Below are 13,816 nucleotides of genomic sequence, written 5' to 3'. Positions count from 1 at the left end.
TTTATATTAATTTCTAGATATGTTCTATCTTCTTTTGACTACTAATTACATTCAGGGTAACTCCCAAAAGGATCAAAGTGATTCCTATCAGCAGGTTTGTAGTAAATTTTTCATGAAATAGCAATACACTTACCATTACCGCAACTACCGGTTCTAATGCTCCTAAAATGGCCACTGGTGTAGAACCAATATGTTTAATGGCATATACCAGGCATAAACTTGAGATCACTGTAGTAAGAAATGCAAAAACAAGAAAGTTCAGAAAGATGGATATGGAAGGAATAGCAAATGATTCATGACCCATAACTGCCTTTGTCATAAAAAACAGCGAAGTAAAAAACATGGAAAAAAAAGTAAGCTTAAATCCTGATACCTTTAGGTTTGCCTTGTTCACAATGACCATATAAAGGGCATAAAAAAGAGAACTCAGCATCACGATTCCTAAACCTGTGAAATTAATTTCCAATCCGTTTCCTTTTAAGCATAAAACAATCACCCCTGCAAAAGCAAACAATAATGAAACTACAGATAATCTGGAAAGTTTTTCCTTATAAAAGAAAAACATGATCAAAGCTACAATAACCGGATAGATAAACAACACGGTGGAAGCAATTCCCGGAGTAAGAAAATCATAACCCAAAAACAAAAAATCCGAAGAAAGAGCATAACAGGTCCCAAGCACTGCCAGAATTAATGCTTCTTTTTTATTGATTTTAAAACTCTCTCTGGAATACAGCAGATATCCTCCCACCATCAAAGCTGAAAAGAAAAATCTATAAAACAATGTAATATCCATTGAAAAATGTACCTGCTTGATAGGCAGGATGAAAATCGGAATCAGCCCATATGAAACAGCTGACAGAATCCCCAATGCGTAACCTCTAAGTTTCATGTATTGTTATCGGTATTAAATAAAAAACCACTGAATCAATCAGTGGTTTTTATTATTTTAAAATTAAATCGGTTTAAAACTTAATCCTTGTTCCTGCAGTAATTTTTGTTCCTGCTCTTTATAGTAACCACTTACTAATTTATCATGAATCGCTTCAAATGCGGCCAGAGTTTCGTTAATCTCTGCATCTGTATGAGAAGCGGTAGGAATTAATCTTAAAAGAATCATTCCCTTCGGAATCACCGGATATACCACCACTGATGTGAAGATACCGTAATTCTCTCTTAAGTCTTTTACTAATAGAGTTGCTTCTACCGGAGTTCCCTGCATCATTACCGGAGTTACACAAGTGTTGGTATCTCCAATGTTGAATCCTCTTTCTTTAAGTCCGTTTTGCAGTTTGTAAACATTCTCCCAAAGTTTAGCTTTGATCTCAGGCTTTGATCTCAACAGTTCCAATCTTTTCAATCCTCCTATTACCATTGGCATTGTAAGAGATTTTGCAAAGATTTGTGATCTCAGGTTGAATTTCAGATATCTGATGATTTCTTTATCACCTGCAAGGAATGCTCCGAAACCTGCCATTGATTTAGCAAACGTAGAGAAGTACACATCAATCTGATCATTACAGTCTTGCTCTTCACCCACACCGGCACCCGTTTTACCAAGTGTTCCGAAACCGTGTGCATCATCTACCAATAGTCTGAACTGATATTTTGATTTAAGATCGCAAATCTCTTTGATTTTTCCCTGCTGGCCTCTCATCCCGAAAACTCCTTCTGTAATCACAAGAATACCTCCTCCTGTTTCTTCAGCCACCTTAGTTGCTCTCTGAAGGTTTTTCTCAAGGCTCTCCATATCGTTGTGCTTGTAGGTAAATCTTTTCCCGGCATGAAGTCTTACTCCATCCACGATGCAGGCATGAGAATCCATATCATAAACAATTACATCATTTCTGCTCACCAAAGCATCAATGGTAGAAACCATTCCCTGGTAGCCGAAATTCAATAAGTATGCTGATTCTTTTTGTACGAAGTCTGCCAATTCTCTTTCCAGCTGAAGATGCTGATCTGTTTCACCAGACATTGCTCTTGCTCCCATTGGATAGAACATTCCGTATTCTGCAGCCGCTTTTGCATCCGCTTCTATTACTTCAGGATGATTACACAATCCTAAATAGTCATTGGCACTCCAGAAAATTACTTCTCTACCCTGAAATTGCATTCTAGGGCCAATAGGTCCCTCTAATCTTGGGAAAATAAAATAGCCTTCACCATAATCTGCAAATTGTCCAAGTGGTCCTGGATTTTCTTTTATTCTTTCAAAAATATCCAACATTGTATCGTAATTTTTAAGTAATAAAGCCTTTTTTGTCCGAACACGCAAAAGGCTTTATTTGTATTTTGATTTTATTCGTTTTTATTTGATAAACTCCGTTTTGAAAACTTCGTCATAATTGTGAACACAGTTGTTGACAAATCCCTGTTCGGCCATCCATTGATCACTGTATACTTTAGTGATGTATCTGGAACCGTGGTCAGGATATATTAAAACAATCAGGTCATTCTCTGTAAGCTCATGAGACTGGGCATACTGTATCAGACCCTGCGTTACTGCTCCGGTAGTATAACCTCCCATAATGGCTTCTTTCAAAGCAATTTCGCGGGTTCTGTACGCGGACATTTCATCATTTACCCTTACAAACTCATCTACCTTGTCGAAAAGCAGGGCAGCAGGGATCAGGTTTTTACCCATTCCCTCAATCTGATAAGGATGTACATCTTCTTTATGGATTTCTCCTGTCTCGTGATAGCTCTTCAATATAGAACCATCTGCATCCACACCAATGATCTTGATATCCGGATTTTTTTCCTTCAAAAACTTGGCAGAACCGGATAGTGTACCACCAGTTCCTGTACAGGCAAAAAGGTGAGTGATCTTACCTTCTGTCTGTTCCCAGATCTCTGGACCCGTCGTCTGATAGTGCGCATCAATATTAAGCTCGTTAAAATATTGATTGATGTAAATAGAATTAGGAGTCTCCTGGGCAATTCTTTTAGCAACTTCATAGTATGATCTCGGATCATCTGCAGGTACATTGGCTGGGCATATATACACCGTAGCACCCAATGCTTTCAGATAAGCAATTTTCTCAGGTTTTGTTTTATCACTTACTGCAAGAATACACTTATATCCCTTAATGATACATACCATCGCAATAGAAAACCCAGTATTGCCTGATGTAGTTTCTACAACTACAGAATCTTCTTTTAAAAGGCCTTTTTTCTCTGCGTTCTCTATAATGTGAAGTGCGATTCGGTCTTTGGTGGAATGTCCAGGATTATATGATTCTAACTTGGCGTAAACGGTTGCTGGAATATCTTTTGTAACAGTATTTAGCTTCACCATCGGAGTATGTCCTATTAGGCCAAGAATATTATCGTAAACATTACTCATTATTTGTTATTTTCAATAAAAATCTGACTGCAAAAATACAAAAAAATAAATAATTACTAAACTTTTGTTTGGTTTCTAGGGCATAGTTTTGTAAAAAGTCATTTTCTTATTTACAGTTTTGACACGTCTATAATCGCAAATACTACGCCAAAATTTTTAAATTTTGTTAAAACCCGCATAAAATAAGATAAAAGCCTTATTTTCGCATAATTGATTTAATACTATGAAAAATTGGACTTTTAGGCAATGGAACACCGTTTCAGGATGGGTGATTTTCGTCATTGCGTTTTTCACGTACTTGTCCACCATAGAACCCAATTTCAGTTTTTGGGATTGTGGCGAGTACATTTCTTCTGCAGTAAAACTTGAAGTAACGCACGCTCCCGGAGCAGCTTTATTCCAGATAGTGGGTGCCGTGGCAGCCATTTTTGCATTAGGGAAGGGCGAAAATTATTCTATCGTGATCAACGCGATGTCTGCATTGTTCAGTGCGCTGACTATTTTATTTTTGTTCTGGACGATCACACATTTTGTGAGAAGACTTCTGAACAAAGATTTTGAAGAAATTACAAAACATCAGGAAATCTCTATTTTATTTGCCGGAGCGGTAGGAGCACTTTGCTTTACCTTTTCAGATACATTCTGGTTCTCAGCAGTAGAGGGAGAGGTTTACTCTATGGCTTCTATGTTTATCGCGCTTTTGGTCTGGTTGATCACTAAATGGGAAAATGAGTACAAAGCGGGAGACAGTGAAAGATGGATTATTCTTATTTTCTTCGTTTTAGGACTTTCTGTAGGGGTGCATATGATGGGTATGCTGGCAATTCCTGCAGTATGTCTGGTATATTATGCAAGAAACTACAAGTTTACCTGGAAAAATTTTATCTGGGCAAACCTTATTACATTGGGGATTTTGATTATTGTTTTCAAAATTATCTTCCCTTTGATTATGACAATGTTCGGAAGACTTGAGATTTTCTTTGTGAATGGTCTTGGACTACCTTTCCACTCAGGAACGATTGCCGCTTTTGTTTTAATGGTAGCGATTTGCTATTTCTTAATCAAATATGCAAAGAAAGCAAAGAAAAACATCTACCAGACTGCAGCTTTATCTGTGGTTTTCATGATGATCGGATTCTCTTGCTGGATGGTTATTCCTATCAGAGCCAATGCTAATCCACCGATGAACCTTAATGATCCGGATACTGCAATTGGTATGCTGGATTATTATAACAGAGAGCAGTATGGTGACTGGCCTACAATCTACGGACAAAACTATACAGCATTCCTTGATGCTAACGGAATTGAGAAAAACGAAGACGGAAGCTTTAAGACACAAAAAACCGGAGAGATCTACGAAAAAGATGAAAAAACCGGAACGTACAGAAAGACCGGAGACCGTTTCAATTATGTCTTCAATAAATCTCAGGTAAGCTTAATGCCGAGAATGTTTAATGAGGATAAGGATGTAATGGCTAACTATATTTCAATGTATGGTGCGCCTGATTTTACATTTAATTATGCTAATGAAGATGTGGCAGATAATCCACAGGCCAAGCAGATCTTTGACGAGCTGAGAGCAAAATATGAAGACAAGTCAATTACTGCTGCAGATTATCTGAAAGTAAAACCTTATAACCTTATCAATGTTCAGAAGCCTTCATTCCTTCAGAATATGGAGTATTTTATTTCTTTTCAAAATGGATATTACTTTGTAAGATACCTGATGTGGAACTATGTAGGAAGACAGAATGATCTTGAAGGAAACATGGAAAGCACAAAAGGAAACTGGATTTCAGGAATTCCTTTTATAGATAATGTAACTGTAGGAAACCAGGATAAAATGCCTGCTAAATTCAAAAATGAAAGTACGGTAAAATTCTTCTTCCTTCCGTTAATTTTAGGTCTTATTGGATTCTTTTTCCAATTAAACAGAGACTTCGGAAGATTCTATGCACTGTTATCTTTATTTATTTTAACAAGTGTCGGGATTGTTTTCTATACAGGAGTAAAACCTTTTGAACCGAGAGAAAGAGATTATGCAATGGTAGGTTCATTCTACGCATTTGCAATATGGATTGGTATGGGAGCAGGAGCAATTCTATGGTTCCTGCAGTCTAAAATAAAATCAAACGGAGCTAATATTGCTTTAGGAGTGGTTTTATTAGGTGTACCTTTCATGATGGGCTTCCAGAACTACAATGTTCATGACAGAAGCAACAGATATACAGCGTATGATTACGCGTATTCAGTTTTAAAATCATTACCGAAAAACGATATTCTTTTCGTTTACGGAGATAACGATACTTATCCGGTTTGGGCGATCCAGGAAACAGAAAGATTCAGAGATGATGTGAAGGTAGTGAACTTTACCCTTGCTTCAACTCCATGGAACCTTGATCAGATAAAAAGAAGAACTTATAACGCTATGGGAATCCCTAGCCAGCTGACCCACGAAGATTACAGAGACGGTGTAAATGACCAGATCTATATGATGAAGAAAGAAGATTGGGAAGGTGTTTTCTCTATGTTGAAAGAGCAGGGAGCTCCTGAGACAGAATTCCAGTCTTTCAGAAAGTATCTTACTCAGGATTCTTTAACATTGAAAGAAGCAATCAATTTCATTAAATTCAAATCTCCTGAGAAAGACGAATTGTTGAAAATGTATTTTGGGGAAGAGAAATTTGAAAAGTATAATATTCTTCCGGTAAATAAATTTATTCTTCCGGTAAATAAAGAAAATGCTTTAAAAGCAGGAATCATCAACAAAGAAGATCTTCCAAATGTTGCGAATCAGATCATGATTACTTACAAAGGAAATACATTATATAAGAACAACCTTATTTTGATGGATCTTTTGGCAAACTTTGATTGGAAACGTCCAATCAACTTCTCATCAGGAGGTATCTATGACAGTGAGAATATTTTCTATCTGAACGATTATCTTCAGTTTGACGGATTCAGCTACAGATTAATTCCCATCCAAACACCTCCTACAGCTGATGGAGACATGGGAAGAGTAGATGCTAATTCTCTTTATAACGTAGTGAAAAGCTTCAGATGGGGGAACTTCAAAAACTTAAATGCTCACTTTGATGAAACAGCGACTTCCAATATTATCAGCTATAGAATGTCGGCGAGCAGAGCTGCTGCTGCACTTGCATTAAACGGACAGAAAGCTAAAGCATTAGAAATTCTGGATCTTGCAGCAAAAGAAATTCCTGCTGAGAAATATAACGACCCTCGTTCATTAAGCTCAATTGTATCAGGATATATTATTGCAGGACAGGAGCAGAAAGGTCTTCAACTTGCTGAGGTTCTTAAAAAAGGAATCTTTGAAGAATACGATTATTATTTAAGCCTTTCCAAAGCAGATCAAAGCTACCTGAGAAGACAGATGAGAACAAAACCTATGGAATATTCTCTTGTAGTAGCTGCTGTAACGGATGCTTACACGAAGATCGGGCAGAAAGAAAAAGCATATGCTTATCTGGTAAAATCTATAGAGCCTATTGACAAGAAGTTCAATGTATTTGTCAAAGATCTTCAGGAAATGGGCAAAGAAAAGGCGATGAAAGAGTCTGAAAATGTTCAGCAGATCACGCCATTCTATCAGTACTTATTTGATGTGATGGAACCATATGATTCTACGTATTCAAAAGAAAAAGAAAATCAGATAACGACAGCAATTATCAAAGCAACTAAATAACATACTTTAAAACGGGACTTCGGTCCCGTTTTTTATTATTGGGATTCCTGAATATTAAGATTATATTTGTGAAATTAAAAATACATAATGGCTGAAACAAAAAATAGCAGGTTCCCTATCTATGCCGTAATTGCTACAGTTGCTTTTAAACTTCTTTTTTTACTGACACATTATATCCAGGAAGATGCGTTTATTACCTGGAGAGTGGCCCAGAATCTACTGGATTACGGAGTAATCGGTTTCAATGGTGATGCCAAAATTTCTGCATCTACTACCCATTTTTATGTTTTTGTATCTTACCTTTTCAATCTTGTTTTTGGAAAAGAAAACTTTATTGAACCTCTTTTAATATTCAATTCTATATTGTTTACGATAGGAACGTTGCTTCTTTCCCATTTGGTTCTTAAAAACCCATGGCATAAGGCAATTTTTATATTTTTGATCGGCATTTTACCTCCGGCCATTAAAATTTCAATTCTCGGAATGGAATATGGAATCCTGTTTTTCCTCGAGATGGCATTGTTGTATTATGGTTTCCATAAAGGGAAAAAATGGATGCTGACACTTCTTCCGGTGTTAATTATGTTTACAAGAATTGATACTGTGATATTCCTGGGAATTGTATTTCTCGTAGATCTGTTCTGGAACAGAAAAATCAGATGGAACTATATTTTTGGCGGAATTCTGGGTGTTTTATCCACGGTTGCTTTCAACTGGTTTTACTTTGGCGAATTGGTTAACAATACCATTACAGCAAAAAAACTTCTTTATAGCGAGAACTTTACGATCCAGCAGCATATCGGCTACTTTTTTAAGAGCTTCGGAAACTTCTGGGGAATGCTGAAAGTTCCCGGAGATTTCAATCCTATGACAGTTGTAATATTGATTTTTGAACTTCTTTGCTTCATTTATCTGATCAGACAAAGAGAAAAGAGAAACTACTTCTTATGGATGATCTTCATTTTCGGATGGGTAAAACAGATTATTTTTATTTCTCAGAAAAGCTTGTTCGACTGGTATTACTGGGTACCTCAGCTTTTGCTTTTCGTTCCTATTCTTATTTTTGTACTGGAACAGAAAGAAAAGAGAAATTTATGGCTGTCATTACTTGTTGTATTTTATATTTTTCCGATGCTTGTTTTCCAGACTGTTCACTGTATTGCAACCGGAAACGGAGAGTGGAACTACCGCAGAACGATTGGTATCTTTTTAAATCAATATGAAAAGGATAAAAACCAGTGGATACTATTGGAACCTGCTGGTTATGTACCTTATTTTTCAGGATTAAAAACGATTGATGAGGTTGGATTGGTAGATAAGCAGATTCAGTCAGAAATTAAAAAAGACAAAGTAAATTACTGGATCAATACGGTAAAGACAAGAAAACCGAAATACCTTCTTTCTTACCAAAATCTATATGACGGGAACAATACAAATTCAGAGTACTATAAAACTCATTATAAGCTTCTGAAAGAATTCAGAGTGAAAGATCATCTGAGAAGTGACAATAAAATTTTAGAGAAAATTTACAACCTGAAACCTTCCGGTACAGACTATAATTTGTACATTAGAGTTGATTAAAATATTTAAGCATTTAAAGATTTAAAAAATAAGGAACTCCCTTAGCTCCAAACCCTGCAACCTATGATCTAATCCCTAATCCCTGAAAAAATGAAATACTGTGCTTTTCTCCGTGGTGTCAACGTAAAAGGAACCAATATGAAAATGGCTGATGTCTGCAAGGTCTTTAAAGATGCCGAAATGACTGATGTGGTTTCAATATTGGCTTCAGGAAATATTGTTTTTTCTTCGGATAAAAATACTCAAGATTTAAAGGTGATTCTGGAAAAGGCAATGTCAGATTACTTTTCTTATGAAGCATTTTTGTTTGTAAAATCTCAGGAAGAGACTGAGGTTTTCTGGAAAAGTATCCCTTTTGAAAAGAATGAAGAACTTCATATTTATGGCTTTGTTGGTATTCCAGGGATTGAAAAAGTTCTGATGGAAGAATTTCAAAAAGCTGCTCAGGTTGAAAATGAAAAGGCAGAAATTGTCAATGATATATTTTACTGGCAGGTTCCGAAAGGCAATACTTTGGATTCTACTTTTGGAAAGGTGCTGGGCAAAAAAAGCCTTAAAGATCAGTTTACCAGCAGAAATGTGAATACGTTTGAGAAGATTCTGAAGAAATTCTAAATAAAATATTGCGGATGCTTCTACAGGCTCAGCATGACATCGCTATAAAATAACCTTATTGTAACGTAAATTCCGATATGTTCTCTACACTGGTTGTTTATACTGGTTATCATAGTTTTCACATTAATATAACAGATAGTATTAGGGATGTCATGCTGAGCCTGTCGAAGCATCTATCAATTTAATAATAGGAAATTCAAAAATCCAAAAGACTCAAAAACTATTGCAACCATAGCTTGTTAAAGCAATCAAATAATTTCCATTTGTGAAACTTTCTCAGTATTTTTACTGAACTTTTTAATTACAATAAAATGATTCAGTATTTAGATAATATTTCGCACAAAGATTCAAAGAACTTTTTCCTTATTGCCGGACCTTGTATTATTGAGGGGGAAGATATGGCACTAAGAATTGCTGAAAAAGTAATCAATATCACGGATAAATATAATATTCCTTATATTTTTAAAGGAAGCTTCAAAAAGGCCAACAGAAGCCGTGTAGATTCTTTCACAACTATTGGAGAGGAAAAATCACTGGAAATTCTAAAAAAAGTAGGAGAGACATTTAACATTCCTACGACAACAGATATTCATGAAAATGAACACGCAGCTCTGGCAGCACAGTATGTAGATGTTCTGCAGATTCCCGCATTCCTTGTTCGTCAGACTGATTTATTAATCGCAGCAGCGAAAACAGGAAAATGTGTTACCCTGAAAAAAGGACAGTTCCTTTCACCGGAAGCCATGAAGTTTGCTGTTCAGAAAGTAACAGATTCTGATAACCAGAAAGTAGCGATCATTGAAAGAGGAAATTCTTTCGGATATACAGACCTTATCGTGGATTACAGAGGAATTCCAACGATGAGAGAATATGCTCCTGTTATTTTAGATGTTACACACTCTCTGCAGCAGCCTAACCAGAACTCAGGGGTTACAGGTGGAAGACCGGACCTTATTGAAACCGTTGCCAAAGCAGGAATTGCAGTAGGAGCAGACGGAATTTTCATAGAAACACACCCTACACCGGAAACAGCATTGTCTGATGGTGCCAACATGTTAAGATTAGATTTATTAGAAGATTTGTTACAAAAACTAACAAGAATTAGAGAATCAATTTTGTAATTGTTAAAAAAACATTAATTTTAGAAATTCTAAAACATTTCTTTTGAAAAAACTAGTTTTACCGCTAAGCCTTATGGTCCCGTTTCTGATTTTCTCACAACACAGAAAAAAGGATACAGCGACCACTAAAGTGACCGATATAGAGGAAGTTGTCTTCCAGAAAAAAACAACAGGAAGAACCAACGACCTTACCAATGTGAGAATTTCAGCAAAAGAAGCAAAATCTATAGCTTCTATCAACGGTGGAATTGAAGGATTGCTTAAGACACTTCCTTCCGTAAACTCCAATACCGAGCTGTCTTCCCAATATATGGTTCGTGGTGGAAACTATGATGAAAATCTTATCTACATCAATGATATTGAGATCTACAGACCTTTCCTGATCAGAAACTCACAACAGGAAGGGATGAGTATCATCAATCCGGATATGGTTTCTGCAGTGAATTTCTCTGCAGGAGGATTTGAAGCCAAGTATGGTGATAAAATGTCTTCCGCTTTGAATATCTATTATCGTGAACCTGAAAAATTTGAAGTTTCAGGAGAGGCTAGTTTAATAGGAGGCAGGCTGACAACAGGGCTGGCTTCAAAAAATAAAAAATTTACAGCTTTATTTTCCGGACGATACAGAAATACCAATCTTGTTCTTAATACCTTGAAGGAAGATACAGACTTTAACCCTACGTATTGGGATTTCCAGTCTTATCTGAATTATCATGTCAGTGATAAATTCTCTGTGTCATTCATCGGATATTATTCCAAGAATGATTACGAAATGATTCCTAAAGCAAAAAGTGTTACTTTCGGAAGCCTTCAACAGCCTATTACAGTAAATATAGGATATGCTGGTAAAGAAAATGACCAGTATAAAAATATGATGGGTACATTCTCCATGAATTATAAGCCGACCGACAAATGGAAGCTTACTTTGGATGCCTTTGCCTATCAGAACAGAGAAAGAGAATATTATACAATACAGTCAGCATATGAGCTTCAGACATTTGATCCGGTAACACAACAGCCTGTGACATCTTTCGATGTTGGCGGACAGATAGAACATGCAAGGAATGATTTATTTGTAAGAACATACGGAACACAGTTCAGAGCCAAATTTTCTCCTAATGTAAATACCGACTTTGAAGTTGGATTTAAATATGAGAAAGAAAACCTGAAAGATTTTACCAACGAATGGAAATTGGTAGATTCCGCAGGATATAGTATTCCAAGACCGGAAATTATTGATCCCAGAACCGGAACTACAGGAGATCTTAAGCTTGCTTATTATATTGCCGGACAAAACAATATTGAACCTACAAGACTTTCAGCCTATGCACAGTATTCGCAGAAATTCTACTGGGGAGCGAGCAAAGTGTTTGTAAATGCCGGAGTACGTGTTGCCAACTGGAGTTTCAATAAAGAAACAATATTCTCTCCAAGAGTCCAGTTTGCGATAAAGCCTGATTGGGACAGTGATATGTTGTTCAAAATTTCAGGAGGTATCTATTATCAGTCTCCTTTCTATAAAGAAATTAAAGATTTAGACGGTAATTTTAATTCTAATATAAAGTCACAGCGCTCTATCCAGGTAATTCTTGCCAACGATTATGAGTTCCAGATGTATGACAGACCATTTAAGCTTACAACAGAGCTTTACTATAAGAAAATGGATAATCTGATTCCGTATTATATGGATAATGTGAGGATCCGTTATTCCGGGCAGAATAATTCCAAAGGATATGCGTATGGTATTGATACCAGATTATTCGGAGAATTTGTGCCTGGTGTAGATTCTTGGCTGTCTGCAAGTTATGCCAGAGTATATGAAAATATTGATGGAAGGGGAGATATTCCGAGACCTACAGATCAGAGATTGAGATTTGCCATGTTCTATCAGGATTATATGCCAAGCTTTCCGTCTATGCGCGTGAATCTTACTTTGGTCTATGCTATGGGATTGCCTACAGGAGCTCCTGTACTATTCAACAGTAACGGGCAGCCGGATTTTGGTTCTGCTTATAATTATCAGCAGACTCTTCCTGCCTATAAAAGAGTAGACTTAGGATTGACAAAAGTATTTATCGATCCGAAAGAAAAGAATAAGAGATCTGGTTTCTGGGGTAATTTTGAAGAACTGACATTAGGAGTTCAGGTTTTCAACGCATTCAACATCAACAACACGGTAGCGAACCAATGGATCACCGATTATAACAGCAATTATATGTATCCGGTTCCGGTACGTCTTACAGGACGTTTCTTCAATGTGAAACTGGAGTTCAAACTGTAAAAATTAGAGGTTGAGGTTGACTTTAATCTCTCAAAAAATAAATAAAAGCTTTCGGAAAAATTCGGAAGCTTTTTATTTTGCCCGAATTTTATAACAACATTACCAAATTTTATAACAATGGTCTCAAAGATATTTTTAATTTTGTCTTATCAATGAAAAAGATTCTTGCCATATTGTTTTCTATTTTCTACTTCGGATTTTCTTCCGGAGCAGCTTTTAGCATTCATTATTGCATGAAGGAATTTGTTTCTGTAAGCCAGAAAACTGATGGTATCTGTGCTAAATGCGGTGCTAAAGACAAAAAAGGATGCTGCAAAACAGAGATCAAAGTAGTAAAAGTAGATGATTCCCAGAAGTCTGATCTTCTGAACATCGATTTTTTAAGTTCAATTTCAGAAGTCCCGGTGAAACATCAGTTTGCTGTTGTTGACAAGTCTTTTTCAGTAACCAAGTATACTCAAATTCAGATTAATGGACCACCAGAATACCGGCCGGTTCCTATCTACATCAATCATTGTAATTTTAGAATTTAGAATCCGTCTGTCGTTTTCTGTATCATTACCGTATACAGCTACTGGCGACATGTTCTGACGCATATTTCTGATGCGTCACCATTATTCTTTATTAAAAATTAATTCTAAAATTTAAAACAATGAAAAAATATATCATCACAGCAGCCTTATCTTTATTCTCAATCATTTCATTATCAGCACAATCTAAAAAGGATGCTCAGGTTTCTAAGCTGTATCAGAACTATATCGCAATCAAATCAGCGTTAGCTTCAGATGATGCTGACAAAACATCAAAAGCCGCAACAGAATTCATTAAAACAGCTTCAACCATTGATTATAAAATGGTTTCAGAAGGTAACCTGAATGTTCTGAGAAAAGATGCGTCTGCTATTTCTGAAGCAAGAAACGTTGCTGCCCAAAGAGAAACTTTTTTCAATCTTTCAGATAATATGATCGCTTTGACCAAGCAGTTCAAACTTTCTGAAAAACCAGTCTATGTACAATATTGCCCAATGGCTGACGGAAGCTGGCTGAGCGACGAAAAACAGATCCTTAATCCATACTACGGGAAGTCTATGCTTTCATGCGGAAGTGTAAAGTCAGAGATTAAATAATTAGTCTATTATTCTTTAAAATAATAAGTTGTAT

The 13,816-nt window shown here is 36.3% G+C and carries 10 protein-coding genes; 7 read left to right on the top strand and 3 right to left on the bottom strand.

Going from position 1 to position 13,816, the window contains the following annotated elements:
• Positions 1 to 13 precede the first annotated feature (13 nt).
• The 3 genes from KYG33_RS04420 to KYG33_RS04410 form a co-directional block, all read right to left on the bottom strand.
• Complete coding sequence (locus tag KYG33_RS04420; protein ID WP_077417121.1) at positions 14 to 892, bottom strand: DMT family transporter; 879 nt, start codon at positions 890 to 892, stop codon at positions 14 to 16.
• A 63-nt stretch (positions 893 to 955) separates the two neighbouring features.
• Positions 956 to 2,227 carry an aminotransferase class I/II-fold pyridoxal phosphate-dependent enzyme gene (locus KYG33_RS04415; protein ID WP_175627264.1) on the bottom strand — a complete coding sequence of 424 codons (1,272 nt, stop codon included), beginning with the start codon at positions 2,225 to 2,227 and terminating at the stop codon, positions 956 to 958.
• An 84-nt stretch (positions 2,228 to 2,311) separates the two neighbouring features.
• Positions 2,312 to 3,349 carry a PLP-dependent cysteine synthase family protein gene (locus KYG33_RS04410; protein ID WP_077417123.1) on the bottom strand — a complete coding sequence of 346 codons (1,038 nt, stop codon included), beginning with the start codon at positions 3,347 to 3,349 and terminating at the stop codon, positions 2,312 to 2,314.
• 223 nt (positions 3,350 to 3,572) lie between these two features.
• Between KYG33_RS04410 and KYG33_RS04405 the strand changes: the two genes are divergently transcribed.
• The 7 genes from KYG33_RS04405 (at position 3,573) to KYG33_RS04375 (ending at position 13,782) form a co-directional block, all read left to right on the top strand.
• On the top strand, positions 3,573 to 7,058 hold the full coding sequence (locus KYG33_RS04405; RefSeq protein ID WP_077417125.1) for a DUF2723 domain-containing protein: 3,486 nt from the start codon (positions 3,573 to 3,575) through the stop codon (positions 7,056 to 7,058).
• Positions 7,059 to 7,145: 87 nt separating this feature from the next.
• Complete coding sequence (locus tag KYG33_RS04400) at positions 7,146 to 8,639, top strand: hypothetical protein (protein ID WP_180563828.1); 1,494 nt, start codon at positions 7,146 to 7,148, stop codon at positions 8,637 to 8,639.
• Positions 8,640 to 8,729: 90 nt separating this feature from the next.
• Positions 8,730 to 9,254, top strand: coding sequence for a DUF1697 domain-containing protein (locus KYG33_RS04395; RefSeq protein ID WP_219072752.1), 525 nt, complete (start codon positions 8,730 to 8,732; stop codon positions 9,252 to 9,254).
• A 311-nt stretch (positions 9,255 to 9,565) separates the two neighbouring features.
• Positions 9,566 to 10,375, top strand: coding sequence for a 3-deoxy-8-phosphooctulonate synthase (gene kdsA, locus KYG33_RS04390; RefSeq protein ID WP_047385197.1), 810 nt, complete (start codon positions 9,566 to 9,568; stop codon positions 10,373 to 10,375).
• Positions 10,376 to 10,418: 43 nt separating this feature from the next.
• On the top strand, positions 10,419 to 12,656 hold the full coding sequence (locus KYG33_RS04385) for a TonB-dependent receptor plug domain-containing protein (protein ID WP_077417133.1): 2,238 nt from the start codon (positions 10,419 to 10,421) through the stop codon (positions 12,654 to 12,656).
• A gap of 152 nt (positions 12,657 to 12,808) precedes the next feature.
• Positions 12,809 to 13,189, top strand: coding sequence for an HYC_CC_PP family protein (locus KYG33_RS04380; protein WP_257468919.1), 381 nt, complete (start codon positions 12,809 to 12,811; stop codon positions 13,187 to 13,189).
• Between the two features lie 119 nt (positions 13,190 to 13,308).
• Positions 13,309 to 13,782, top strand: a complete 474-nt coding sequence (locus KYG33_RS04375; RefSeq protein WP_077417135.1) for a DUF3347 domain-containing protein — start codon at positions 13,309 to 13,311, stop codon at positions 13,780 to 13,782.
• Positions 13,783 to 13,816: the final 34 nt, after the last annotated feature.

The sequence above is a fragment of the Chryseobacterium sp. D764 genome (assembly GCF_019317325.1).
In the GTDB taxonomy this organism is placed as follows: domain Bacteria; phylum Bacteroidota; class Bacteroidia; order Flavobacteriales; family Weeksellaceae; genus Chryseobacterium.
Note: the sequence above shows the minus strand (reverse complement) of the source record. Positions and strands in the feature narration are given on the sequence as shown.

Bases quoted from the DNA above. Each gene is read 5' to 3' on its own strand.
- KYG33_RS04420 (WP_077417121.1), bottom strand. From the start codon at position 892: ATGAAACTTAGAGGTTACGCATTGGGGATTCTGTCAGCTGTTTCATAT.
- KYG33_RS04410 (WP_077417123.1), bottom strand. From the start codon at position 3,349: ATGAGTAATGTTTACGATAATATTCTTGGCCTAATAGGACATACTCCG.
- KYG33_RS04405 (WP_077417125.1), top strand. From the start codon at position 3,573: ATGAAAAATTGGACTTTTAGGCAATGGAACACCGTTTCAGGATGGGTG.
- KYG33_RS04400 (WP_180563828.1), top strand. From the start codon at position 7,146: ATGGCTGAAACAAAAAATAGCAGGTTCCCTATCTATGCCGTAATTGCT.
- KYG33_RS04395 (WP_219072752.1), top strand. From the start codon at position 8,730: ATGAAATACTGTGCTTTTCTCCGTGGTGTCAACGTAAAAGGAACCAAT.
- kdsA (WP_047385197.1), top strand. From the start codon at position 9,566: ATGATTCAGTATTTAGATAATATTTCGCACAAAGATTCAAAGAACTTT.
- KYG33_RS04380 (WP_257468919.1), top strand. From the start codon at position 12,809: ATGAAAAAGATTCTTGCCATATTGTTTTCTATTTTCTACTTCGGATTT.
- KYG33_RS04375 (WP_077417135.1), top strand. From the start codon at position 13,309: ATGAAAAAATATATCATCACAGCAGCCTTATCTTTATTCTCAATCATT.